21 protein-coding genes are annotated in these 24,651 nt (G+C 71.1%); 20 read left to right on the plus strand and 1 reads right to left on the minus strand.

Going from position 1 to position 24,651, the window contains the following annotated elements; genetic code table 11:
* Positions 1–15: 15 nt before the first annotated feature.
* The 20 genes from mqnC (at position 16) to AB0K25_RS03830 (ending at position 23,294) form a co-directional block, all read left to right on the plus strand.
* Positions 16–1,206: a cyclic dehypoxanthinyl futalosine synthase gene (gene mqnC, locus AB0K25_RS03735; protein WP_208565508.1), complete on the plus strand. Its 1,191-nt coding sequence runs from the start codon at positions 16–18 to the stop codon at positions 1,204–1,206.
* Between the two features lie 484 nt (positions 1,207–1,690).
* The gene (locus tag AB0K25_RS03740; protein WP_363818194.1) at positions 1,691–2,938 is read left to right on the plus strand and encodes a cell wall anchor protein; all 1,248 of its coding nucleotides are present in this window, start codon (positions 1,691–1,693) and stop codon (positions 2,936–2,938) included.
* A 163-nt stretch (positions 2,939–3,101) separates the two neighbouring features.
* A complete protein-coding gene (locus AB0K25_RS03745) occupies positions 3,102–3,812 on the plus strand; it encodes a demethylmenaquinone methyltransferase (RefSeq protein ID WP_357532995.1) in 711 nt (236 codons plus the stop codon).
* A gap of 67 nt (positions 3,813–3,879) precedes the next feature.
* Complete coding sequence (locus AB0K25_RS03750) at positions 3,880–4,101, plus strand: hypothetical protein (RefSeq protein WP_357532997.1); 222 nt, start codon at positions 3,880–3,882, stop codon at positions 4,099–4,101.
* 135 nt (positions 4,102–4,236) lie between these two features.
* Positions 4,237–5,511, plus strand: coding sequence for a geranylgeranyl reductase family protein (locus tag AB0K25_RS03755; protein WP_208565512.1), 1,275 nt, complete (start codon positions 4,237–4,239; stop codon positions 5,509–5,511).
* A 135-nt stretch (positions 5,512–5,646) separates the two neighbouring features.
* Positions 5,647–6,012 (plus strand): NADH-quinone oxidoreductase subunit A, encoded by a 366-nt coding sequence (locus AB0K25_RS03760; RefSeq protein ID WP_067300536.1) that lies wholly within the window; start codon positions 5,647–5,649, stop codon positions 6,010–6,012.
* Positions 6,013–6,026: 14 nt separating this feature from the next.
* The gene (locus tag AB0K25_RS03765; RefSeq protein WP_067300532.1) at positions 6,027–6,704 is read left to right on the plus strand and encodes an NADH-quinone oxidoreductase subunit B; all 678 of its coding nucleotides are present in this window, start codon (positions 6,027–6,029) and stop codon (positions 6,702–6,704) included.
* A gap of 105 nt (positions 6,705–6,809) precedes the next feature.
* Entirely contained in the window at positions 6,810–7,547 is a 738-nt protein-coding gene (locus AB0K25_RS03770; RefSeq protein WP_363818199.1) for an NADH-quinone oxidoreductase subunit C, read from the plus strand.
* Positions 7,544–8,869, plus strand: coding sequence for an NADH-quinone oxidoreductase subunit D (locus AB0K25_RS03775; protein ID WP_208565514.1), 1,326 nt, complete (start codon positions 7,544–7,546; stop codon positions 8,867–8,869). The genes AB0K25_RS03770 and AB0K25_RS03775 overlap by 4 nt, the downstream gene beginning before the upstream one ends.
* Positions 8,866–9,966 carry an NADH-quinone oxidoreductase subunit NuoE gene (gene nuoE, locus AB0K25_RS03780; protein WP_357533001.1) on the plus strand — a complete coding sequence of 367 codons (1,101 nt, stop codon included), beginning with the start codon at positions 8,866–8,868 and terminating at the stop codon, positions 9,964–9,966. Before AB0K25_RS03775 ends, nuoE begins: the two co-directional genes overlap by 4 nt.
* Positions 9,963–11,279, plus strand: coding sequence for an NADH-quinone oxidoreductase subunit NuoF (gene nuoF / locus AB0K25_RS03785; protein WP_357533003.1), 1,317 nt, complete (start codon positions 9,963–9,965; stop codon positions 11,277–11,279). The genes nuoE and nuoF overlap by 4 nt, the downstream gene beginning before the upstream one ends.
* 55 nt (positions 11,280–11,334) lie before the next feature.
* Positions 11,335–13,761, plus strand: coding sequence for an NADH-quinone oxidoreductase subunit G (locus AB0K25_RS03790; protein WP_357533005.1), 2,427 nt, complete (start codon positions 11,335–11,337; stop codon positions 13,759–13,761).
* Complete coding sequence (gene nuoH, locus AB0K25_RS03795) at positions 13,758–15,110, plus strand: NADH-quinone oxidoreductase subunit NuoH (protein WP_219465892.1); 1,353 nt, start codon at positions 13,758–13,760, stop codon at positions 15,108–15,110. The genes AB0K25_RS03790 and nuoH overlap by 4 nt, the downstream gene beginning before the upstream one ends.
* Position 15,111: 1 nt before the next feature.
* Positions 15,112–15,750 carry an NADH-quinone oxidoreductase subunit NuoI gene (gene nuoI, locus AB0K25_RS03800; protein WP_208565519.1) on the plus strand — a complete coding sequence of 213 codons (639 nt, stop codon included), beginning with the start codon at positions 15,112–15,114 and terminating at the stop codon, positions 15,748–15,750.
* A complete protein-coding gene (locus AB0K25_RS03805) occupies positions 15,747–16,517 on the plus strand; it encodes an NADH-quinone oxidoreductase subunit J (protein ID WP_088646150.1) in 771 nt (256 codons plus the stop codon). Before nuoI ends, AB0K25_RS03805 begins: the two co-directional genes overlap by 4 nt.
* Before the next feature lie 115 nt (positions 16,518–16,632).
* The gene (gene nuoK, locus AB0K25_RS03810) at positions 16,633–16,932 is read left to right on the plus strand and encodes an NADH-quinone oxidoreductase subunit NuoK (RefSeq protein ID WP_091244416.1); all 300 of its coding nucleotides are present in this window, start codon (positions 16,633–16,635) and stop codon (positions 16,930–16,932) included.
* 12 nt (positions 16,933–16,944) lie between these two features.
* Positions 16,945–18,906, plus strand: coding sequence for an NADH-quinone oxidoreductase subunit L (gene nuoL / locus AB0K25_RS03815; RefSeq protein ID WP_357533007.1), 1,962 nt, complete (start codon positions 16,945–16,947; stop codon positions 18,904–18,906).
* Between the two features lie 64 nt (positions 18,907–18,970).
* On the plus strand, positions 18,971–20,503 hold the full coding sequence (locus AB0K25_RS03820; RefSeq protein WP_208565521.1) for an NADH-quinone oxidoreductase subunit M: 1,533 nt from the start codon (positions 18,971–18,973) through the stop codon (positions 20,501–20,503).
* Between the two features lie 64 nt (positions 20,504–20,567).
* Entirely contained in the window at positions 20,568–22,121 is a 1,554-nt protein-coding gene (nuoN, locus tag AB0K25_RS03825; protein ID WP_208565522.1) for an NADH-quinone oxidoreductase subunit NuoN, read from the plus strand.
* 90 nt (positions 22,122–22,211) lie between these two features.
* Positions 22,212–23,294, plus strand: a complete 1,083-nt coding sequence (locus AB0K25_RS03830) for a polyprenyl synthetase family protein (protein WP_357533010.1) — start codon at positions 22,212–22,214, stop codon at positions 23,292–23,294.
* 124 nt (positions 23,295–23,418) lie between these two features.
* Here the strand turns inward: AB0K25_RS03830 and AB0K25_RS03835 are convergent, their stop codons facing one another.
* Positions 23,419–24,609: an MFS transporter gene (locus tag AB0K25_RS03835; RefSeq protein WP_357533012.1), complete on the minus strand. Its 1,191-nt coding sequence runs from the start codon at positions 24,607–24,609 to the stop codon at positions 23,419–23,421.
* Positions 24,610–24,651 lie beyond the last annotated feature (42 nt).

Genomic DNA, 24,651 nt, shown 5'->3' on the forward strand with positions numbered 1-24,651 from the left:
GCGTACGCTCGGGATGTGACGGCGAACCGGGAGATCGACGACATCCTGCAACGTGGCGCGGACGGCGGGCGGATCACGCCCGAGGAGGCGCTGCTGCTCTACACCGAGGCGCCCTTCCACGCGTTGGGCGAAGCGGCGGACGCGGTACGCCGGCGGCGCTACCCGGACAACATCGTCACCTACCTGATCGACCGCAACATCAACTACACCAACGTCTGCGTGACGGCGTGCAAGTTCTGCGCCTTCTACCGGGCCCCCAAGCACGCCGAGGGGTGGACCCACCCGACCGAGGAGATCCTGCGCCGCTGCGGCGAGGCGGTCGAGCTGGGCGCCACCCAGGTCATGCTCCAGGGCGGCCACCACCCGGACTACGGGGTGGAGTACTACGAGGAGCTGTTCTCCTCGGTCAAGAAGGCGTACCCGCAGCTCGCGATCCACTCGATCGGGCCGAGCGAGATCCTGCACATGGCCAAGGTCTCCCAGGTGAGCCTGGACGAGGCCATCGCCCGGATCAAGGCCGCCGGGCTGGACTCGATCGCCGGCGCCGGTGCCGAGATGCTGCCGGACCGGCCGCGCAAGGCGATCGCCCCGCTGAAGGAGTCCGGCGCGCGCTGGCTGGAGGTCATGGAGCTGGCCCACCGGCAGGGCCTGGAGTCCACCGCGACGATGATGATGGGCACCGGCGAGACCAACGCCGAGCGGATCGAGCACCTGCGGATGATCCGCGACGTGCAGGACCGCACCCGGGGGTTCCGGGCGTTCATCCCGTGGACCTACCAGCCGGAGAACAACCACCTCAAGGGCCGCACCCAGGCCACCACCCTGGAATACCTGCGCCTGGTGGCGGTGGCCCGGCTCTTCTTCGAGACCGTGCCGCACCTGCAGGCGTCCTGGCTGACCACCGGCAAGGACGTCGGCCAGCTCGCCCTGCACATGGGGGTCGACGACCTCGGCTCGATCATGCTGGAGGAGAACGTCATCTCCTCGGCGGGCGCCCGGCACCGGTCCAACCTGCACGAGCTGATCGGCATGATCCGCTCGGCCGACCGGATCCCGGCCCAGCGGGACACCCTCTACCGGCGGCTGGCGGTGCACCACACCCCCGCCGACGATCCGACCGACGACCGGGTGGTCTCGCACTTCTCCTCGATCGCCATGCCCGGTGGCGGGGCCGGCCGTTCCCTGCCGCTCGTCGAGGCCCGCTGACCCCGATCGTCACGCAGGGTCACTGATCGGGCTTTCCGGGTGACTGGCTGATCGGGTTCGGGTGGTCGGCCCGGGGGATATTCGTGGTCGCCGTTCGGGCGAGGTGGCAGGGGACCAGCCACCACAAGACGCAGCAATTCCGGCAGGACGCGGCGCGTTGGGCGGATGCCTGCCACGCGGCACTCCGGCGCGGGGGTTGGCGCGGCCCGACAGCGCCCGCTAACGTGCGCCCGACGTACCTTGGTTTCCCCGTCGGGAAGCCCGTACGAGCGTCGTACGTCCTCCATCGGCCCGGGAGGGCCGTTCATATAAAACGGGGGCGGGACGGGTGACCGTCCCGCCCCCGCTCCTCCTCCGTTCGGCCCCGTCTGGGACAAAATCGCACGTCACGGCTGGCGCACCGGCGTCGATCTCGGATAACGTCCGCTCGGTTCGCCACATCAGCCACACCTTTCCCAGCAGTCCCTAGCCCCCCGGGGGATCGATGACTCTGTTCCACCGCTCGGCCCTGGCCCGTGTCGGCGCCGTGGCCCTGCTCGCCGTGGGTGGCCTGGCCACCGTCGCCGCCCCGGCCACCGCCGCCGACCAGGCGCAGCTCGACCTCGTTCCGCTCAGCTCCCAGCTGGCCCTGGGCGTCAAGGAGGCCAAGGCCAAGCCGTTCAAGTTCTCCGTCCAGAACTTCCGGGGTTCGGTCGACGCCAAGGACGTGAAGGTCACCGTCGAGACGGCGGGCCTGAAGGCGAACAAGGTCGGGGTGCTCAAGCCGGACGCCTGCGCCGCCAGCGGCACCGCCTTCACCTGCTCGCTGTCCGACCTGGGCGGCACCACCGACGACATCGCCGCCGGCACCACCGAGGAGTTCGGCATCCCGCTGTTCGGCACCGACACGCGCGGCAAGGGGGGCGTGCTGAAGGTGACCGTGAGCGGGTCCAACACCACCTCGGACTCGGTCGACCACGAGATCATGGTGGTCAAGCCCGGCTACGACCTGACCACCTGGGTGCAGGACGTCTACGCCGACGTGGTGGTCGACGGCGACGAGGCCGGCGAGAGCGGGCTGACCGGCGTCAAGCCCGGCGGCACCGCTCCGCTGGACTGGGCGCTCTACAACGGCGGCAGCCGCCGGGCCACCGGCATCTTCTACGGCATCGCGCTGCCCGACGGCGCCAGCTTCGTCGACCTGCCGGAGAGCTGCGTCATGCAGGACCTGGGCGGCGTGGTGGCGTACTGCGAGGACTCCGGCGCGGTGCTGCGGCCGGGCGAGTTCTACACCGCCGACGTACGGGTGAAGGTCGGCGCGGGCGTCACCGAGAAGGTGCTCACCCCGGGCGTGCTGTTCGCCGCCGGGCTGACCGAGGCCGAGGGTACGCCGGAGGAGGAGCCGCAGGTCGCCAGCAAGGCGCAGCGGAAGATCTTCATCGAGACCGACGACGGTGACAACACCTCGCTGTTCGACGTCTTCGTCGACCTGACCACCGGTCCGAGCCCGTCGCCGAGCCCGAGCCCGAGCACCAGCCCGACCGGTCAGCCGAGTCCGAGCGCCAGCGCCAGCCCGACCACCGGTGGTGGCACGGGTGGCGGCGACGGCGGTCTGCCGGTGACCGGCGCACAGGCCACCCTGATCGGGGGGATCGGTGCCGCCGTGCTGCTCGCGGGCGGGGTGCTGCTGATGCTCGCCCGTCGGCGTCGGCTCGTGCTGGTGACCCCGGGCGACGAGAAGCCGCGGAGCTGAGCGACGGCGGGTCGTCGCGCCACCGGGCGGTGGTACGTGGAGCGGGCGGGGTGGTCATCCACCCCGCCCGTCCTGCGTCCTGGTCGCCCCGGCCCGGGGTGACGGGCCGGGCGGGTGGCGACCCAGCGCCGGGTGGGTGGGCGGGGGCTGGCAGAGTGGAGGGGTGAGTCGTACCCCGCAGGGCCAGCGCGCCGGCCTGGACAAGTCCCCGCACGAGGTCGCCGCGATGTTCGACGGGGTGGCCGCCCGTTACGACCTGACGAACACGGTGCTGTCCTTCGGGCAGGACCGGTCGTGGCGGCGGGCCACCCGGGCGGCGCTCGGGCTGCTCCCCGGGGAGCGGGTGCTGGACGTGGGCGCCGGCACCGGGGTGTCGACCCAGGAGCTGGCCCGTTCCGGGGCGTACGCGGTGGGTGCGGATCTGTCGCAGGGGATGTTGCAGGCCGGGCGGCGGGTCCGGCCGGAGGTGCCGCTGCTGGCCGGGGACGCGTTGCGGCTGCCCTTCGCCGACGCCTCCTTCGACGCGGTGACGATCTCCTTCGCCCTGCGCAACGTCAACGACACCGATGCGGTGCTGCGGGAACTGGCCCGGGTGACCCGGCCGGGCGGGCGGCTGGTGGTCTGCGAGTTCAGCACTCCGGTGCAGCCGGCCTTCCGTACCGTCTATCTGTCGTACCTGATGCGGTCGTTGCCGGTGGTGGCCCGGACGGTGTCCAGCAACCCCGACGCGTACGTCTACCTGGCGGAGTCGATCCGGGCCTGGCCGGATCAGGCGGCGTTGGCGGCGCGGATCGGCGCGGCCGGTTGGGGCCGGGTGGCGTGGCGCAACCTGACCGGCGGGGTGGTGGCCCTGCACCGGGCCGTCCGTGGGTGACCGTGGGTGAACGGCGACTTTCCCTGATATCCGCTTTTGGTGCACTTTGCGACGTATGCTCCCGTGCATGACGGGAGTAGCACCCGGCGGCCCACCGGCCCCCACCGACGACGCCGCCGCCGAGCTTGCCGCCCAGCTCAGGGAGCTGGTCGGCGCGGACCCCGTCGAAGTTCGCCAGGTGGTGGCCGAGGTGCTCGGCGCGCTCGACCGGGCGGCGGGCGGAGCGCTGCGTGACCAACTTCCGGCGGCGATCCGGGCCGAAACCGGCCTGGACGGCGTCCGGAACTGACGGGCGGACCCACCCCGACCCGCATGTTTCCAGGAAGTTAGGTACCCCTCACCCGGCAGCGGAGTAACCACGGTCATAGACTCCAACCCGATCGGGCTTGTGAAGCATTTCACGAGCGTGCGGGAGGAGGCGCAGATGACTTCGGTGGAGAACGACGCCGACGTGATCGTGGTGGGCGCTGGTCCCGGCGGATCGGCTACGGCGTACCACCTGGCGCGGCACGGCGTACGCGTGCTGCTGCTGGAGAAGACCGAGTTCCCCCGCGAGAAGGTGTGCGGGGACGGGCTCACCCCCCGGGCGACCCGGCAGCTCATCCGGATGGGCGTGGACACCTCGCCCGAGGCCGGCTGGCTGCACAACAAGGGCCTGCGGGTGATCGGCGGCGGGGTACGCCTCGAACTGGACTGGCCCGACCTGGCCAGCTTCCCCAACTACGGCCTGGTCCGCACCCGGCTGGACTTCGACGACCTGCTCGCCCAGCGGGCGGTCTCCGCCGGTGCCGAGCTGCGCACCGGCGTCAACGTCATCGGCCCGGTGCTCGACGCCGACGACCGGGTGGTCGGGGTGACCGCCGAGGTCGGCCCCGACCGGGAGCCGGCCACCTTCCACGCCCCGCTGGTGGTCGCCGCCGACGGCGTCTCCGGCCGGTTCCCGCTCGCCCTCGGCCTGGCCAAGCGGGAGGACCGGCCGATCGGGGTGGCCGTGCGGCGTTACTACCGCTCGCCGGCCAAGCACGACGACGACTACCTGGAGTCCTGGCTGGAGCTGCGCAGCAAGGACAACGACGCGCTGCTGCCCGGCTACGGCTGGATCTTCGGCCTCGGCGACGGCCGGGTCAACGTCGGCCTCGGCGTGCTCAACTCCTCCTCCGCGTTCGGCAAGACCAACTACCGGCGGCTGCTCACCGACTGGCTGGCCAACACCCCGGCGGACTGGGGGATGACCGACGAGGCGAACGCCGACGGCCCGATCCTCGGCGCGGCGCTGCCGATGGGCTTCAACCGGGTGCCGCACTACACCCGGGGGGTCCTGCTGGTCGGCGACTCCGGCGGCATGGTCAACCCGTTCAACGGCGAGGGCATCGCGTACGCGATGGAGTCCGGCGAGCTGGCCGCCGAAGTCATCGTGCAGGCGCTGGCCCGGCCGGCCGGCCCGGAGCGGGAGCGGGCGTTGACCGCGTACCCGCAGGAGCTGAAGGCCCGGTTCGGCGGCTACTACCGGCTCGGCGGGATCTTCGTCAAGCTGATCGGCCGGCCCGAGGTGATGCGGATGGCGACCAAACACGGCATGCCGCACCCGATGCTGATGCGCTTCGTCCTCAAACTGCTGGCCAACCTGACCGACCCGCGCGGCGGGGACGCGATGGACCGGGTCATCAACGCGATGACGAAGGCGGCCCCGGCCGTCTAGACCGACCCGCCCGAGGCCAACGACGGTCCCGGGCGGGACAAGAGATCGACCCCCGCTGACGGACGTCACGGTGGACGTGAATAGTGTGAATTTTGTCAAGCACCTGGGGCAGGGGAAGGACGAGCAGGAGAAAAGATGTCGCTCTCGCCTTACGCACCGATCATCGGGCTGTTCGCCCTCGCCGCGGCGTTCTCGCTGTTCTCCGTGGCCGCCGCCCGCTTCGCCGGTCCCCGGCGCTACAACAAGGCCAAGCTCGAGGCGTACGAGTGTGGGATCGAGCCCAGCCCGCAGCCCGTGGGCGGCGGCCGGTTCCCGATCAAGTTCTACCTGACGGCGATGCTCTTCATCGTCTTCGACATCGAGATCATCTTCCTCTACCCCTGGGCGGTCTCCTTCGACGCCCTGCCGATCTTCGGCTTCGTGGAGATGGTCCTGTTCATCGTCGCGGTCTTCGTCGCGTACGCCTATGTGTGGCGGCGCGGCGGCCTGGACTGGGACTGAGGGAGGAACGTCAGATGGGCATCGAGGAGAAACTCCCCGCCGGCGTCCTGCTCACCTCCGTGGAGAAGCTGGTCAACTGGTCGCGGAAGTCGTCCGTCTGGGGCGCCACCTTCGGCCTGGCCTGCTGCGCCATCGAGATGATGGCGGCCGGCGGCCCGCACTACGACATGGGCCGCTGGGGCATGGAGGTCTTCCGGGCCTCGCCACGCCAGGCCGACCTGATGATCGTGGCCGGCCGGGTGAGCCAGAAGATGGCCCCGGTCCTGCGCCAGATCTACGACCAGATGGCCGAGCCCCGCTGGGTGTTGTCCATGGGCGTCTGCGCCAGCAGCGGCGGCATGTTCAACAACTACGCGATCGTGCAGGGTGTCGACCACGTCGTCCCGGTCGACATGTACCTGCCGGGCTGCCCGCCCCGCCCCGAGATGCTCATCGACGCGATCCTCAAGCTCCGCGAGAAGATCATGTACGAGCCGCTCGGCCCGAACGGCCGCAAGATGCAGGCGGCCCGCCTGGAGCGCGGCGACGTGCCCGTGGTGCCGTACGGCTCGATGCCGTCGTCGTACCGCAACGACAAGGCCCGCCGTGCCGAGTGGACGAAGGCGGTCCGCGAGGGGCGCGAGGAGCAGTTGCGGATCGAGAACTGGATGAACGCCCAGAACCACCTCCAGACCCAGGCTGGTCCCAAGTGAACGCGGCGCAGCGCAGCCCCGCAGTGGTGAACGGAGGGCAGGCAGGGTGAGCGCGAGGAGTGCAGCGCAGCGGAGCCCCGCAGTCGCGAACGGAGGGCAGGCACGGTGACCGCGCCGAACGACAGGAAGAACGACGGCGGGGTGCCGGTGCCGGTCACCCCGGCCGGTGCGACCAGCGGCGCTCCCGCCGAGCTGCCGCCGTCCAGCCCCGCCGGGCGCGGCATGTTCGGCATGCAGGGCACCGGCGACGTCTCCGGCTACGGCGGCCTGGTCCGCCATCGCACCCCGATCGAGGAGGCCCCCCGGCCGTACGGGGGCTACTTCGACGAGGTGCGCGACGCGCTGGAGGAGGCGTACCCGCACTTCGCCGACGCGATCGAGAAGGTCGTCGTCGACCGGGGCGAGCTGACCCTGCACGTGCGTCCGGAGCGGATCGCCGAGGTCTGCCAGGTGATGCGGGACGACCTGGCGCTGCGTTTCGAGCTGTGCTCCTCGGTGTCCGGTGTGGACTATCTCGGTGCCGACGAGCGCCGGCTGCACGTCGTCTACCTGCTGACCTCGATGACCTACCGGCGTCGGGTCCGGCTGGAGGCGGCGGTGTCCGCCGAGAGCCCGCACCTGCCCAGCGTCACCGCCGTCTACCCGACGGCCGACTGGCAGGAGCGCGAGGCGTACGACATGTTCGGGGTCATCTTCGACGGCCACCCCAACCTGACCCGGATCCTGATGCCGGACGACTGGGAGGGCCACCCGCAGCGCAAGGACTACCCGCTCGGCGGGGTGCCCGTCGAGTACAAGGGCGCGGAGATCCCGCCGCCGGACCGTAGGAGGTCATACCAGTGACCACGTCCAACTACGCGACCGAACGGGAGACCACCGAGGGGCGGGTCTTCACCGTCACCGGTGGGGACTGGGACCAGGTCGTCTCCGGCACCGACCCGATCAACGACGAGCGGATCGTCGTGAACATGGGTCCGCAGCACCCGTCGACGCACGGTGTGCTCCGGCTGATCCTGGAGCTGGAGGGTGAGACGGTCCGCGAGGCCCGCTCGGTCGTCGGCTACCTGCACACCGGCATCGAGAAGAACCTCGAGTACCGCAACTGGGTGCAGGGTTCGACCTTCGTGACCCGGATGGACTACCTCGCTCCGATCTTCAACGAGACTGCGTACAGCCTCGCGGTGGAGAAGCTGCTCGGCATCACCGACGACATCACCGAGCGGGCCACCACGATCCGCGTGCTGATGATGGAGCTGAACCGGATCTCCTCGCACCTGGTGTGGCTGGCCACCACCGGCATGGAGCTGGGCGCGATCTCCATCATGCTGTACGGCTTCCGCGAGCGGGAGTACATCCTCGACATCTTCGAGACCATCACCGGCCTGCGGATGAACCACGCTTACGTCCGGCCGGGCGGGGTGGCGCAGGACGTGCCGGACGCCGCGATCGTCAAGATCCGCGAGTTCCTCACGATGATGCCGAAGAAGCTCAAGGAGTACGAGGACCTGCTCTCCGGCCAGCCGATCTGGACCGAGCGCACCCAGGGTGTCGCGGTGCTCGACGCGACCGCCTGCCTCGCGCTCGGCGTGACCGGCCCGGTGCTGCGCTCCGCCGGACTCGGCTGGGACCTGCGCAAGACCATGCCGTACTGCGGTTACGACAGCTACGAGTTCGACGTGCCGACCCACCCGGACGGCGACGTCTGGGGCCGCTACCTGGTCCGGCTCGCCGAGATCCGGGAGTCGCTCAAGCTGGTCGAGCAGGCGCTGGACCGGTTGCGGCCGGGCCCGGTGATGGTGGCCGACCGCAAGATCGCCTGGCCGGCGCAGCTCGCCATCGGCGTGGACGGCATGGGCAACTCGCTGGAGCACGTCGCCAAGATCATGGGTCAGTCGATGGAGTCGCTGATCCACCACTTCAAGCTGGTCACCGAGGGCTTCCGGGTCCCGCCGGGCCAGGTGTACGTCGGCATCGAGTCCCCCCGGGGCGAGCTGGGCGTGCACGCGGTCTCCGACGGTGGCACCCGACCGTACCGGGTGCACTACCGGGAGCCGAGCTTCGTCAACCTCCAGGCCCTCCCGGCGATGGCCGAGGGCGGCCTGATCGCCGACGTGATCGCCGGTGGCGCCTCGCTGGACCCCGTGATGGGTGGATGTGACCGATGAGTGTTTTCACTGAAGAGACCCGGGCCCGGGCGCGGGAGATCATCGCCCGGTACCCGGCCGACCGGTCCCGCTCGGCGCTGCTGCCGCTGCTGCACCTCGTGCAGTCCGAGGAGGGTTACGTCTCCCCGGCCGGGGTGACGTTCTGCGCCGAGGTGCTGGGCCTGAACAAGGCCCAGGTCGGCGCGGTGGCCACCTTCTACACCATGTACAAGCGCCGGCCCACCGGTGACTACCTGGTGAGCGTCTGCACCAACACGATGTGCAACGTGCTCGGCGGCCAGGAGGTCTACGACACCCTGGTCGAGCACCTGGGCGTCGGGCACGACGAGACGACCGCCGACGGGAAGATCACCCTGGAGCACGCCGAGTGCCTGGCGGCGTGCGACTACGGCCCGGTGATGACGGTCAACTACGACTTCTTCGACGGCGTCGACCCGCAGGGCGCGGTCGGCGTGGTGGACGAGCTGCGTGCCGGGGGCCGGCCGATGCCGACCCGGGGTGCCCGGCTGTGCACGCTGAAGGAGATGGCCGTGCAGCTCGCCGGGTTCGCCGACGAGCGCGACGGTGCGGTCGCCGACGGTGGGCCGGGTGCGGCCACCCTGCGTGGCCTGCGGCTGGCCGAGCAGCACGGCATCTCGGCACCGGGCTACGACCCGAAGACCCCGATCCGCAGCAAGGCCGAGGCCGACCGGGCCGCCGCCGAGGCGAAGGCGAAGGCCGAGGCCGCCAAGGCTCCCGCGCCGGCCGCACCGGCGGCGAAGCCGGAGCAGATCACCGGCAGCACCGCGCCGGACGTCAAGGCGCCGGACGACAAGTCGCCGCAGGTGCGTACCGCCGAGACCCGGCAGCCCGACGCGGCGACCGCCGCGCCGGACGCCCCCGGCACCAAGGTCCCGACGGACGGCCCGCCACCGGCGTCCCGCGACGCGCAGGCGGCGCAGGCAGCCGGGGTGGCCGCGAACACCCCCGCCGGTGACGGCAAACCCGCCGGCGACGAGGCCGGTGCGCAGGAGCGCAACCTCAAGGAAGCCGAGGCGGAAACGGGCGCTGCCGGCGCGGGCTCCGCCGTCGCGAGCGAGACGGGGGCCCAGAAGTGACCACTCCCCGGCCGGAGACCCTGGCCAAGCTGACCCCGGTGCTGACCCGGCGCTGGATCTCCCCGGACGCCTGGCGGATCGGCACCTACGAGAATCTCGACGGCTACGCCGCGCTGCGCAAGGCCCTCAAGGCCCACCCGGACGACCTGATCCAGCTGATCAAGGACTCCGGGCTGCGTGGGCGGGGTGGCGCGGGCTTCCCCACCGGCCTGAAGTGGGGCTTCATCCCGCAGGGCGACGGCAAGCCGCACTACCTGGTGGTCAACGCCGACGAGGGCGAGCCGGGCACCTGCAAGGACCTGCCGCTGATGACCCACGACCCGCACTCGCTGGTCGAGGGGGTCATCATCGCCTCGTACGCGATCCGGGCCAACCGGGCCTACATCTACATCCGGGGCGAGGCGGTGCACGCCGCCCGCCGGCTGCGCAACGCGGTGGCCGAGGCGCAGGCCAAGGGCTACCTCGGGCGCAACATCCTCGGCACCGGGTTCGACCTGGAGCTGGTGGTGCACTCCGGTGCCGGGGCGTACATCTGCGGCGAGGAGACGGCGCTGCTGGACTCGCTGGAGGGGTTCCGGGGCCAGCCCCGGCTCCGCCCGCCGTTCCCCGCCACCCACGGCCTGTACGCCAGCCCGACGGTGGTCAACAACGTCGGCACCATCGCCAGCGTCCCGTACATCGTGCTGGGCGGTGCGGACTGGTGGAAGTCCATGGGCACCGAGAAGTCCTCCGGGCCGATGATCTACTCGCTGTCCGGCCGGATCGCCAACCCCGGCCAGTTCGAGTGCGGTCTGGGCGTCACCCTGCGCGAGCTGATCGAGCTGGCCGGCGGGATGCAGCCCGGTCACCAGCTGAGGTTCTGGACGCCGGGGGGGTCGTCGACCCCGCTGCTCACCGCCGAGCACCTCGACGTGCCGCTGGACTTCGAGGGGGTGGCGGCGGCCGGCTCGATCCTGGGCACCACGGCCACCCAGATCTTCTCCGACCAGGACTGCCCGGTCTACGCGACCTACCGGTGGCTGGAGTTCTACCACCACGAGTCGTGCGGCAAGTGCACCCCGTGCCGGGAGGGCAACTACTGGATGGTCCGGGTCTACCGGCGCATCCTCGCCGGCCAGGGCACCCACGAGGACCTGGACACCCTGCTCGACACCTGCGACAACATCCTCGGCCGCTCGTTCTGCGGTCTGGGCGACGGCGCGACCAGCTCGGTGACCTCGTCGCTGCAGTACTTCAAGCAGGACTACCTCGACTACATCGAGGGGCGTACCGCGCCGAAGCTCTCCGACAAGTCTCTGGTTGGAGCCCACTGATGAGCGCGAGGAACGAGCTTGCGAGTCCCGCAGTCGCGAATGGAAGGCGACTCTAATGACTGACGTGGCGAAGGCCGCCGAGACCGTAACGCTCACCATCGACGGCGTCGAGGTCACCGCCCCCAAGGGGGCGCTGCTGATCCGGGTCGCCGAGCAGTTGGGCACCGAGATCCCCCGCTTCTGCGACCACCCGCTGCTGGCCCCGGCCGGTGCCTGCCGGCAGTGCCTGGTGGAGGTGGAGGGGCAGCGCAAGCCGGTCGCCTCCTGCACCCAGACCGTCGCCGAGGGCATGGTGGTCCGCACCCAGCTCAGCTCCCCGGTCGCCAAGAAGGCGCAGGAGGGGGTGATGGAGCTGCTGCTGCTCAACCACCCGCTGGACTGCCCGATGTGTGACAAGGGTGGTGAGTGCCCGCTCCAGAACCAGGCGATGTCCACCGGCCGCACCGACTCCCGCTTCCACGAGCACAAGCGGGAGTACGTCAAGCCGATGGAGATCAGCACCCAGGTGCTGCTCGACCGGGAGCGCTGCGTGCTCTGCCAGCGCTGCACCCGGTTCTCCGAGGAGATCGCCGGCGACAAGTTCATCGACCTGATGGGCCGGTCGTCCGCCGAGGAGATCAACATCTACCGGGACGACGCGTACGGCGCGGAGGGCGACTCCGGCGACGTCCCGTTCAACTCGTACTTCTCCGGCAACACCGTGCAGATCTGCCCGGTCGGCGCGCTCACCGGGGCGCAGTACCGGTTCCGGGCCCGCCCGTTCGACCTGGTCTCCAGCCCGAGCGTCTGCGAGCACTGCTCGGCCGGCTGCGCCCAGCGCACCGACTGGCGGCGGGGCAAGGTGCTGCGCCGTCTCGCCGGGGACGACCCGCAGGTCAACGAGGAGTGGAACTGCGACAAGGGGCGGTGGGGCTTCCAGTACACCCGCGCCTTCGACCGGCTCACCACCCCGTTGGTCCGCGACGAGAAGTCCGGCGAGCTGCGGGAGGCATCCTGGAGCGAGGCGCTGACCCGGGCCGCCGACGGGCTGCGGGCCGCCCGCGACGAGGGACGCGGCACGGCGGTGCTGACCGGCGGCCGGCTGACCGTCGAGGACGCCTACGCGTACGCGAAGTTCGCCCGGGTCGCCCTGAACACCAACGACATCGACTTCCGGGCCCGGCCGGTCTCCCGCGAGGAGTCCGACTTCCTGGCCAGCAGCGTCGCCGGGGTCACCGACGTGACCTACGCCGACGTGGAGAAGGCGTCCTCGGTGGTGCTGGTCGGGCTGGAGCCGGAGGAGGAGTGCCCGATCCTCTTCCTGCGGCTGCGCAAGGCGTACCTGAAGAAGAAGCTGACGGTCTACGCGATCGCCCCGTTCGCCACCCGGGGCCTAGAGAAGCTCGGGGCCAAGCTGGCCCGGGTGGTGCCGGGCGAGGAGGCGAGCGTGCTCGCCGAGCACGACACGGTGGCCGAGGCGTTGAGCGCCGAGGGTGCGATCCTGTTCGTCGGCGAGCGGCTGGCCGGGGTGCCCGGTGGCCTCTCCGCCGCCGCGGACGTCGCCCGGCGTACCGGTGCGAAGTTGGCCTGGGTGCCGCGGCGCGCGGGTGACCGGGGTGCGGTCGACGCAGGCTGCCTGCCCAACCTGCTGCCCGGCGGGCGTCCGGTGACCGAGCCGTCGGCCCGCGCCGAGCTGGGCGAGGCGTGGGACATCCCGGCCGGGGTGATCCCCAGCCAGGCCGGTCGGGACACCGACCAGATCCTGGCCGCCGCCGCGAACGGCCAGCTCGGCGCCCTGGTGGTGGCCGGGGTGGACCCGGCCGACCTGGCCGACCCGAGGCTGGCCGAGCAGGCGCTCGACGCGGTGCCGTTCCTGGTCAGCCTGGAGCTGCGCAACTCGGCGGTGGCCCGTCGGGCGGACGTGGTCCTGCCGGTCGCCCCGGTGGCCGAGAAGGCCGGCAGCTTCCTGGACTGGGAGGGTCGGCTGCGTACGTTCGAGGCGGTGTTGCACACCGCCGCGATGACCGACGCGCGGGTGCTGGACGCGATCGCCGCGCAGCTCGACGTCCGGCTCGGCACCGGCGACGTGTCGGGCATCCGCCGGGAGTTGGGCGCACTGCCGCCGACCCGGGCCGACCGGCCGGTCACCCCCTCGGTCTCCCCGGGGGCCGTGCCCCAACCGGGTGCGGGCGAGGCGGTGCTGGCCACCTGGCACCAGCTGATCGACCTGGGCAGCCTCACCGACGGCGACGAGCACCTCGCCGGCACCGCCCGCCCGCCGGTGGTCCGGCTGGGCAAGGGCACCGCCGAGACGCTCGGCGTTGCCGACGGCGACCCGGTCACGGTGGGCACCGACCGGGGTGCGGTCACCCTGCCGGCGGCCATCACCGAGATGCCCGACGGCGTCGTCTGGCTGCCGACCAACTCTCCCGGTTCGACCGTCCGGCGCAGCCTCGGCACCGCGTCCGGCACGGTGGTACGGATCTCCGGAGGTGCACAGTGAACACCCTCCTCCTGGCGCAGGACCCGACGCTCGCCGACTTCGGCCGGGACCCGTGGTGGCTGGTCCTTATCAAGATCGTCTTCGCGTTCGTCTTCGGTCTGCTCGCCACCCTGCTCGGCGTCTGGTTCGAGCGGCGGGTCGTCGGCTACATGCAGGTCCGGCCCGGCCCCAACCAGGTCGGCCCGTTCGGCCTGCTCCAGACCCTCGCCGACGGCCTCAAGATGGCCTTCAAGGAGGACATCCTCCCGAAGGCCGCCGACAAGGTGGTCTACTTCTTCGCGCCGGTCATCTCGGTGGTCTGCGCGGTCACCGCACTGTCGGTGATCCCGTTCGGCCCGATGGTGAGCATCTTCGGCCACCGGACCCCGTTGCAGGTCACCGACGTACCGGTGGCGGTGCTGGTGCTGCTGGCCTGCTCGTCGCTGGCCGTCTACGGCATCGTGCTCGGCGGCTGGGCCTCCGGCTCGACGTACCCGCTGCTCGGCGGCCTGCGCTCCAGCGCCCAGATGATCTCCTACGAGGTCGCCATGGGGTTGAGCATCGTCGCGGTGTTCATGACCGCCGGCACCATGTCCACCAGCGGGATCGTCGCCGCCCAGGGGGACGCCACCCGGCTCACCATCGCCGGCGTCGAGATCCCCGCCCCCGGCTGGTACGCGATCCTGCTGCTGCCCAGCTTCATCATCTTCTTCATCGCCACGGTCGGCGAGACCAACCGGGCGCCGTTCGACCTGCCCGAGGCGGAGTCGGAGCTGGTCGCCGGCTTCATGACCGAGTACAGCTCGCTGAAGTTCGCGCTCTTCATGCTCTCCGAGTACGTCGCCATGGTGACCATGTCCGCGGTGACCACGACGCTGTTCCTCGGCGGCTGGCGGGCACCCTGGCCGATCACCCTGTGGGCGGACGCCAACACCGGTTGGTGGCCGATGCTCTGGTTCTTCGGCAAGGTGCTGCTGCTGGTCTTCGTCTTCGTGTGGCTCCGGGGCACCCTGCCCCGGCTGCGCTACGACCAGTTCATGCGCTTCGGCTGGAAGGTGCTGCTCCCGATCAACCTGGTCTGGATCCTGGTCCTGGCCGGGCTGCGCTCCATCGAGGACTGGCAGTCGCGGGACCGGCTGCTCGCCACCGCCGTCGGCGCGGGCGTACTGCTGCTGGCGACGCTGCTGTGGCCGAGCCGCAAGCCGGCCCCGAAGCCGACCCCGCAGGAACAGGCCGACAACCGGCCGTACGGCAGCTTCCCGTTGCCCCCGCTGGATCTACAGGTACCGCCGAGCCCGCGCACGAAGCGTGTGGTCGCCGAGCGGGAGCCGGCCAACATCGCCACCGGCTCCGACTCTCAGGAGGTGTGACGTGGGCGCGATCACCGGAACGTTCAAGGGCTTCGGTGTCACCTTCTCGCACATGTTCAGGAAGGTCGTCACCACCGACTACCCGTTCAAGCCGCCGGTCTCGGCGCCGCGCTACCACGGGCGGCACATCCTCAACCGGCACCCGGACGGCCTGGAGAAGTGCATCGGCTGCGAGCTGTGCGCCTGGGCCTGCCCGGCGGACGCGATCTTCGTCGAGGGTGGCGACAACACCGACGAGCAGCGCTTCTCGCCGGGCGAGCGGTACGCCAGCGTCTACCAGATCAACTACGCCCGGTGCATCTTCTGCGGGCTCTGCATCGAGGCCTGCCCGACCCGTTCGCTGACCATGAGCAACGAGTACGAGCTGGCCCGGGACAACCGGCAGGACCTCATCTTCACCAAGGAGCAGTTGCTCGCTCCGCTGCTCGAAGGCATGGAGCAGCCGCCGCACCCGATGCGGCTCGGTGACAGCGAGAAGGACTACTACGTCGGCGCGCTGACCAACCCGGGCACCTCGGCCGGTGCCGAGCAGTCCCCGATGGGGCCCGGCCGCTACCAGGTCGAGGAGCATCCCGGGGTGACCTTCCCGGGTGCCGAGCAGGCGGCCCAGCGGGCGGCGGGCAAGGGAGCCGGAGCATGAACACGTCCACGGTGCTCGCCGCGGCGGGCCAGGTGTCCGGGGGTGAGGAGGTCACCTTCTGGATCCTCGCCCCGTTGGCGCTGATCGGCGCGATCGGCATGGTCTGGGCGCGCAACGCCGTGCACTCGGCGCTGTTCCTGGTGCTCACCATGCTCTGCCTGGGCGTGTTCTACGTGCTCCAGGCCGGGCCGTTCATCGGCATGGTGCAGATCATCGTCTACACCGGCGCGATCATGATGCTGTTCCTGTTCGTGCTGATGCTGGTCGGCCGGGACGCCTCCGACTCGCTGATCGAGACGCTGCGCGGCCAGCGGGTCGCCGCGGTGGTGCTCGGGCTCGGCTTCGCCGGGCTGGTCGGTACCGGCCTCTACCGGGCGCTGAACGGGGTCACCGCCGTCGGCCTGGACCAGGCCAACGCGGAGGGCAACGTGCAGGGCATCGCCCGGCTGCTGTTCACCAAGTACGTCCTGGCCTTCGAGCTGACCTCCGCGCTGCTGATCACGGCGGCGATCGGCGCGATGGTGCTGGCGCACATCGAGCGGCGCAAGGAAGACAAGATGGACCAGGTCGCCACGATGAAGGCCCGGTTCCGCCCCGGCAACTACCCCGGCCCGAAGCCCGGTCCGGGCGTCTTCGCCACCTCCTCCTCGGTGGCCACCCCGGCCCGGCTGCCCGACGGCCGGCTGACCGACCGCAGCACCCCGGCGATCCTGCCGCAGCGGGAGCTGACCGCCGAGGAAACCACCCTGAAGGGGACGGAACGGTGAGCGCGAGGAGTGCAGCGAAGCGGAGCCCCGCAGTCGCGAACAGCGGCGTGGCTTCGGTGAGCGCGAGGAGTGCAGCGAAGCGGAGCCCCGCAGTCGCGAACGAAAGGCCGGTCCGGTGAGCCCTGACTACTACCTGATCCTGGCGGCGGTGCTGTTCACCATCGGCGCGGTCGGCGTGCTGGTGCGGCGCAACGCGATCGTGCTGTTCATGTGCGTGGAGCTGATGCTCAACGCGGCCAACCTGACGCTGGTCACCTTCAGCCGGATCAACGGTGACCTCAACGGACAGATCATGGCGTTCTTCGTGATGGTGGTGGCGGCGGCCGAGGTCGTGGTCGGGCTCGCGATCATCATGTCGATCTTCCGGACCCGGCGCTCCGCGAGCGTCGACGACGCCAACCTGCTGAAGTACTAAAGGGGCCCTGCGGTGGATGAGATTCTGACGTACGCCCAGGCGGCAGAGCCAGCGGGTGCCGTCACCTACGCGGCGGCTGACGGCCTGCTGAGCAGCGTCTGGCTGTTGGTGGCGATCCCGCTGGCCAGCGCGGCGATCCTGCTGCTGCTCGGCCGGCGGGCCGACCGCTGGGGGCACTGGCTGGGCGTGGCCGCGATCGGTGCCGCGTTCGTGCTGGGGCTCACCTCGTTCTTCCAGCTGCGCGGGCTGGAGAACAAGTCCGTCGAGCTGAGCCTCTGGGACTTCATCACGGTCGGCAACCTGCGGGTCGACTTCGGTCTGCTCTTCGACCCGCTCGCCGCCGTCTTCGTCCTGCTGATCACCGGGGTGGGTTTCCTGATCCACCTCTACGCGGTCGAGTACATGGCGCACGACGAGGGCCGGCGACGGTTCTTCGCGTACTTCAACCTGTTCGTCGCCGCGATGCTGCTGCTGGTGCTCGGCAACAACTACGTGATGCTCTACTTCGGCTGGGAGGGCGTCGGCCTGGCGTCGTACCTGCTGATCTCCTTCTGGTACGGCCGGCCGAGCGCGGCCACCGCCGGCAAGAAGGCGTTCCTGATGAACCGGGTCGGCGACGCCGGCCTGGCGATCGGCATCTTCATCCTGTTCGCCACCCTCGGCACCACCCAGTACGACGAGGTCTTCTCCTCCGTCGGCGGGCTGGCCGGCGGCACGGTGCTGGTGCTGGGCCTGCTGCTGCTGCTCGGCGCGGCCGGCAAGTCCGGTCAGTTCCCGCTCCAGGCGTGGCTGCCGGACGCGATGGAGGGCCCGACCCCGGTGTCGGCGCTCATCCACGCGGCCACCATGGTCACCGCAGGTGTCTACCTGATCGCCCGGTCCAACCCGATCTTCTCGGCCAACGAGACGCTGCAACTCGTGGTGGTCAGCGTCGGCGCGCTGACCCTGCTGATGGGCTGCATCATCGGCGCGGCCAAGGACGACATCAAGCGGGTGCTGGCCTGGTCGACCGTCAGCCAGATCGGTTACATGTTCCTCGGTGTCGGTCTCGGCGGTGCGGCGTACGCGCTGGCCATCGTGCACCTGCTCGCGCACGGCTTCTTCAAGGCGAACATGTTCCTCGGTGCCGGCTCGGTCATGCACGGCATGAACGACCAGGTGGACATCCGCCGCTTCGGCGGGCTGTCGAAGTACATGAAGATCACCTGGATCACCTTCATGATGGGCTGGCTCGCCATCATCGGCATGTTCCCGTTCTCGGGCTTCTTCTCCAAGGAGCCGATCATCGTGGCGGCGTTCGAGCGGGAGGGCTGGACGGCCTGGCTGTTCGGCGGGGCGGCGCTGCTCGGCGCGGGGCTGACCGCCTTCTACATGACCCGGTTGTTCGTCCTCACCTTCCACGGCCCGAAGCGGTGGACCGAGGACATCGAGCACCCGCACGAGTCGCCGAAGCTGATGACCATCCCGCTGATCCTGCTGGCGGTCGGTTCGGTCGGTGCCGGTTTCCTGCTCGCCACCTCGGTGCCGGACTGGCTGACCGCCACCGCCGGGCTGGGCGGCGAGCACGCCGAGCACGCGGCGGTGCTGCCGCACTGGCTGCTGACCGCGCTGTCGCTGGTGGTGACGGTGCTCGGTGCCGGGCTGGCCTGGGCGCTGTTCCGCAACGGCACGGCCACCGCGCCGCAGCCGGCCGGGGTGCTGGTCACCGCCGCCCGGCGCAACCTCTACACGGACGCCTTCAACGAGGTGGTCTTCGAGAAGCCGGGCATCTTCCTCACCCGGGCGCTGGTCTTCCTCGACAACCGGGGCATCGACGGGCTGGTCAACGGCCTCGCCGCCGGGGTCGGGGGCGGTTCGGGTCGGCTCCGGCGCTGGCAGACCGGCTTCGTCCGGTCGTACGCCACCTCGATCCTGACCGGCGCGCTGCTCGTGGTGGCGGCGTTCCTGGCGGTGCAGGCGGGGTGGCTGGCGTGATCGACCTCAATGCGACAGCCCCCGCCGGCGGGCCCCGCATCCACGACGGAGGTAAGGCCGCATAATGTCCAACTTCCCGTTCCTCTCGGTGCTGACCGTGGCACCGCTGGTCGGCGCCCTGGTCGTGGCCTTCCTGCCGCGTCGCCGGCCCGACCTGGCCAAGCAGGTCGCGTTCGGCTGGTCGCTGCTGGTGCTGGCGCTGTCGGTGGTGATGTGGGTTTCGTTCCAGGCCGACGGTGACCGGCTCCAGTTCCGCGAGTCGTACCCGTGGATCCCCACCTGGGACGTCAACTTCACCTTCGCCGTCGACGGCATCGCACTGGTCATGCTGATGCTGATCGCGGTGCTGGTGCCGCTGGTGATCCTGGCGTCCTGGCACGACGCCGACGCGTCGAAGCGGTCGGTGCCGGCCTACTTCGCCCTGCTGCTCGTCCTCGAATCCACGATGATCGGCGTCTTCGCCGCCGCCGACGTCTTCCTGTTCTACGTGTTCTTCGAGGTCATGCTGGTGCCGATGTACTTCCTGATCGGCAGCTACGGCGGCCACCAGCGGCAGTACGCGGCGGTGAAGTTCTTCCTCTACTCGCTGGTCGGCGGGCTGTTCATGCTGGCCGCGGTGATCGGCCTGTGGGTGGTCGGCGGCAAGACCTTCGACTGGCAGACGCTGACCCAGGTGGACATCTCCACCGGCACGGAGCGCTGGCTGTTCCTCGGCTTCTTCCTCGCCTTCGCGATCAAGGCGCCGTTCTTCCCGTTCCACACCTGGCTGCCGGACGCCGGTCGGGCCGCCCCGGCGGGTGCCGCCGCGCTGCTGGTCGGCGTGCTGGACAAGGTCGGTACGTTCGGCATCCTGCGGTACTGCCTGCCGTTGTTCCCGGAGGCGTCGAAGTGGTTCGCCCCGTGGGCGCTGGCGCTGGGGCTGATCGGCATCCTCTACGCCGCGCTGCTCGCCGTCGGCCAGTCCGACCTGAAGCGGCTGGTGTCGTACACCTCGATCGCGCACTTCGGGTTCATCGGGGTCGGCATCTTCGCCTTCACCACGCAGGCGGGCACCGGCGCGGTGCTCTACATGCTCAACCACGGGCTCGCCACCGGCCTGCTGTTCCTGGTCGTCGGGATGCTCATCGCCCGCCGGGGCTCGTCGCTGATCTCCGACTTCGGTGGGGCGGGCAAGCTGGTGCCGCTGCTGGCCGGGGTGCTCTTCTTCGCCGGTCTGGCGTCGCTGGCACTGCCCGGCACCGCGCCGTTCGTCTCCGAGTTCCTGGTGCTGATCGGCACCTTCACGGTGAACAAGCCGGTCGCGGTGATCGCCACCCTGGGCATCATCCTGGCGGCGGCGTACGTGCTGTGGATGGTGCAGCGCACCACCCAGGGCACGCTCAACCCGGAGCTGACCGAGGTCAAGGCGATGCACCGCGACCTCACCCTGCGCGAGAAGGCAGTGGTCGCCCCGCTGATCGCCCTGATCCTGCTGCTCGGCTTCTATCCCAAGCCGGTCACCGATGTGATCAACCCCGCCGTCCAGGCGACCATGCAGGACGTCGGCAAGACCGATCCCGCCCCTGAGGTCGGCAGCGTCCAGGAGGCTGCGCAGTGAGCGCGAGGAGCGAACGAGCGCAGCGAGTGAGCCCCGCAGTCGCGATCGAAAGGCGGCATCCGCAGTGACCGAACTCAAGTTGCCGTCGATCGACTATCCGTCGATCGCCCCGATCCTGATCATGCTGGGGGTGGCCCTGCTGGGTGTCCTGGTGGAGGCGTTCGTACCGCGTCCCCGCCGGCACCTGGTGCAGCTGACGCTGTCCCTGGTGGCGGTGCTCGCCGCGCTGGTGATGGTGGTGCTCAACGCCGACGCCCGGCTGGTCACGGCGGGTGGGGCGCTGGCCGTGGACGGTCCCGCCCTGTTCCTGCAGGGCACCATCCTGGTGCTCGCCGCGATGTCGCTGCTGCTGATCGGCGAGCGGTCGGTGGAGCGCGGTGGCGCGTTCGTCGCCCAGGCGGCGGTGACCGCCGAGTCGGCCGACGACCGGAAGCAGGCCGAGGGGCGCAACGGGGCCACCGAGGTGTACCCGCTGACCAGCTTCGCGATCGGCGGCATGCTGATCTTCGTGGCGGCGAACGACCTGCTGACCATGTTCATCGCGCTGGAGGTCTTCTCCCTGCCGCTCTACCTGCTCTGCGCGCTGGCCCGTCGCCGGCGGCTGCTGAGCCAGGAAGCGGCGATGAAGTACTTCCTGCTCGGCGCGTACGCCTCGGCGTTCTTCCTGTTCGGGGTGGCCCTGGTGTACGGCTTCACCGCCGGCATCCCGGGCCGCTCGGCCGGCGTCGACTTCGCCACCGTGCACGCCGCGGTGAACGAGTCCCCGGCCAGCGAGGTGCTGCTCTTCGCCGGGATGGCGCTGATCGCCATCGGCCTGCTGTTCAAGGCTGCCGCCGCCCCGTTCCACGTCTGGACCCCGGACGTCTACCAGGGTGCGCCGACCCCGGTCACCGGCTTCATGGCGGCCTGCACGAAGGTGGCCGCGTTCGGGGCCCTGCTGCGGGTATTCCACGTGGCGTTCGATCAGACCGCCTGGGACTTCACCCCCGTCCTCGGGGTGGTGGCGGTGCTCACCATGCTGGTCGGCGCGGTGCTGGCGGTCACCCAGACCGACATCAAGCGGCTGCTGGCGTACTCGTCGATCGCCAACGCCGGTTACCTGCTGGTCGGGGTCCTCGCCCCGACCGGGGCGGGCGTCTCCGGCACGATGTTCTACCTGGCCGCGTACGGCTTCTCGGTGCTCGCCGCGTTCGCCGTGGTGACCCTGGTCCGGGACGCCGACGGGGAGGCCACCCACCTGTCCCGCTGGGCCGGGCTGGGCCGCCGCTCGCCGTTCTATGCCGGGGTCTTCACCTTCATCCTGCTGGCCTTCGCCGGTATCCCGTTGACCAGCGGCTTCATGAGCAAGTTCGCGGTCTTCGGCCCGGCTCTGGAGAGCGGGCACGCCTGGCTGGTGGTGGCCGGTGTGCTGACCAGCATGGTGCTGGCCTTCCCGTACCTGCGGGTGGTGGTGATGATGTGGCTGTCGGAGCCGGGCGAGAGCACCCCGACCGTTGCGGTGCCGGGCGGGCTGACCGCCACCGCGCTGATGATCGGGGTGGCTGCCACGCTGATCCTCGGCGTGCTGCCGGCACCCCTGCTCGACCTGGCGACGGACGCCGCAGCATTCGTCAGGTGACCTGTTCCCCGTGGCCGTGGGGCCGGTGCGCTCAGGCGTGCCGGCCCCACGGCCGTATCCCCCGTCCGGAGCAGGTCGAACGGGTGTGGCATGGTTGATGGTGTGGTGATTCCGGCGGGGGAGCGTTCAGGCGGCGTCGGCTCCGGCGGTCGTCGGGGACGGGCGGGCACGGGTCAGGTCGGCGCGCTCGGCGTGCACCTCGCCGATCCACGGGTCGAGGCGTCCGTGCTGGGCCTGCTCGACGACGTCGAGGTCGAGCTGCGGGCCAGCGTGGCCAGCGCCGATCCACTCGTCACCGAGGCGGCCCGGCACCTGGTCGAGGCGGGCGGCAAGCGGTTCCGTCCGTTGCTGGTGGCCCTGGGTGCGCAGTTCGGTGACCCGGCGGGCCCGCAGGTGGTGCCGGCGGCCGTGGTGATGGAGCTCACCCACCTGGCCACCCTCTACCACGACGACGTGATGGACGAGGCCGCCGTGCGGCGGGGTGCCCCGAGCGCCAACTCCCGCTGGACCAACTCGGTGGCCATCCTGGTCGGCGACTACCTCTTCGCGCGGGCCGCGGACATCGCCGCCGACCTGGGTCCGACGGCGGTCCGCCTCCAGGCCCGCACCTTCGCCCGGCTGGTGCACGGCCAGATCGCCGAGACCGTCGGTCCCCGCACGCAGGACCCGGTCGACCACTACCTGCGGGTGATCGCCGACAAGACAGGGTCGCTGATCGCCACCTCGGCCCGGTTCGGCGGGATGTTCGGCGGGGCGTCCGAGGAGCACACCGAGGCCCTCGCCGGCTACGGGGAGACCATCGGGGTGGCCTTCCAGCTCTCCGACGACCTGCTCGACATCGCCTCCGAGTCGACCCAGTCGGGTAAGACACCCGGCACCGACCTGCGCGAGGGGGTGCCGACCCTGCCGGTGCTCTACGCGCTGGCCGGCGACGACTCCGACGCGGCCTCGGTGCGGCTGCGGGAGATCCTGTCCACCGGCCCGCTCGTCGACGACGCGCTGCACGCCGAGGCGCTCGGCCTGCTGCGGGAGTCCCCCGCGCTCAAGCGGGCCCGGGAGACCGTCCGCAGCTACGCCGAGGACGCCCGTGCGCAGTTGGCCCCGCTGCCGCAGATCCCGGCCCGGCGGGCGCTCGAATCCCTCTGCGACTACATCGCCGACCGCACCAGCTGACCTGCGCCGCTCGACGACCGGCGGCCCGACCGGGTGCCGTCAGCCGTCCCCGTTCGTCACCAGCTGACCTGCGCCGCTCGATGACCGGCCGGCCCGACCGGGTGCCGTCAGCCGTCCCCGTTCGTCAGCCGGCGGCGGAGCGCCGCAGCAGCCGGCTGCCGGTGAGCATGAGCACGGCGGCGAGGAGCATGGCGATCGCGGCGGCCAGCCACATCACCGGGTAGCCGCGGGTGCCGGCGAGCGCCCCGAGCCCGAGCGGGCCGAGGCAGCCGCCGGCGTACACGCCGGTCTGGGTGATCGAGGTGGCGGCGGCCGGGGCCTGCGGGTGCAGCCGGACCACCGCGAAGTTCATCAGGCCGGGCCAGGCCCAGCCCAGCCCGAAGCCGAGGACCACCCCGGCGGTGAGTGGCACCGGACCGGCCACGGCCAGCAGCCCCAACCCGACCGCCCCGACCACCAGCATCGCGGCGATCAGCGCGACGTGACCGGTGTCCCGCCGGTCGGCCAGCCAGCCGACGCCGATCCGGGCGGCCACGCAGACCGCGCCCCCGAGGGTGAGCACCAGCCCGGCCGGGCCGGGGGCGAGCCCCCGGTGCACCGACGAGTCCACCACGAAGGTGCCCAGCGCGCCCGCCGCGCCCGCCGCGAGGGTCGCCGCCACCCCGACCACCACCAGCGCCGTGGTGGCCCCGCCGCCGCGTTCCGCCGCACGCTCCCGCGCCGGTCCGGCCACCTGCGGGGGTACGGCCGGCAGTGCGGCCAGCGCGGTTGCGGCGGCGGCCACGAACGCCCAGCGCCAGCCGGCGGTGAGGGCGATCGCCGGCACCGCCGCCCCGGCCAGCAGCGTGGAGGCGGGAACGGCGGCCTGCTTCACCCCGAACGACAGGCCCTGCCGCCGGGCGGGTACGTGCCGGGCCAGCGCCGCGTTGCTGGCCAGCTGGCCCAACGCGTTGGCGGTGGCGCTCAGCGCGAGCAGCCCCACCAGCACCGGGTACGACCGGGCCAGCCCGGCGATGGCGAGCAGGCAACCGGCGGCGAGACCGATGGCGACCCGGGCCACCACGGCGGGGCCGACCCGTTCCACCAGCCGGCCGGAGGGCATCGAGGCGAGCGCGCTGACGCCGAAGTAGATCGACACGGCCAGTCCCAGCCCGGCGGGGGAGAAGCCGAGGTCGTCCCCCATCTGCACGGCGAGCCCGCCGACCAGGAAGACCGGCAGGACGCTGGCGACGGTGGTCGCGACCGCTGCGACGCCGGCCCGTACGGGGCGTACGGTGGGCCGGCTCGGCGGGGGGCTGAGCGCGGTGTCGGTCATCGTGGGCTCAACCTACGCGAGTCGAGTTCCTGACAACCGTCG

This window comes from Micromonospora sp. NPDC049257 (assembly GCF_040678915.1).
Taxonomy (GTDB): Bacteria; Actinomycetota; Actinomycetes; order Mycobacteriales; family Micromonosporaceae; genus Micromonospora; species Micromonospora antibiotica.

What these genes read in the sequence shown, in the direction of transcription:
- AB0K25_RS03820 (WP_208565521.1), top strand. Translation starts at nt 18,971, where the DNA reads ATGTCCAACTTCCCGTTCCTCTCGGTGCTGACCGTGGCACCGCTGGTC.
- AB0K25_RS03740 (WP_363818194.1), top strand. Translation starts at nt 1,691, where the DNA reads ATGACTCTGTTCCACCGCTCGGCCCTGGCCCGTGTCGGCGCCGTGGCC.
- AB0K25_RS03750 (WP_357532997.1), top strand. Translation starts at nt 3,880, where the DNA reads ATGACGGGAGTAGCACCCGGCGGCCCACCGGCCCCCACCGACGACGCC.
- AB0K25_RS03835 (WP_357533012.1), bottom strand. Translation starts at nt 24,609, where the DNA reads ATGACCGACACCGCGCTCAGCCCCCCGCCGAGCCGGCCCACCGTACGC.
- AB0K25_RS03830 (WP_357533010.1), top strand. Translation starts at nt 22,212, where the DNA reads ATGGTTGATGGTGTGGTGATTCCGGCGGGGGAGCGTTCAGGCGGCGTC.
- AB0K25_RS03755 (WP_208565512.1), top strand. Translation starts at nt 4,237, where the DNA reads ATGACTTCGGTGGAGAACGACGCCGACGTGATCGTGGTGGGCGCTGGT.
- AB0K25_RS03765 (WP_067300532.1), top strand. Translation starts at nt 6,027, where the DNA reads ATGGGCATCGAGGAGAAACTCCCCGCCGGCGTCCTGCTCACCTCCGTG.
- AB0K25_RS03790 (WP_357533005.1), top strand. Translation starts at nt 11,335, where the DNA reads ATGACTGACGTGGCGAAGGCCGCCGAGACCGTAACGCTCACCATCGAC.
- nuoE (WP_357533001.1), top strand. Translation starts at nt 8,866, where the DNA reads ATGAGTGTTTTCACTGAAGAGACCCGGGCCCGGGCGCGGGAGATCATC.
- AB0K25_RS03805 (WP_088646150.1), top strand. Translation starts at nt 15,747, where the DNA reads ATGAACACGTCCACGGTGCTCGCCGCGGCGGGCCAGGTGTCCGGGGGT.
- AB0K25_RS03760 (WP_067300536.1), top strand. Translation starts at nt 5,647, where the DNA reads ATGTCGCTCTCGCCTTACGCACCGATCATCGGGCTGTTCGCCCTCGCC.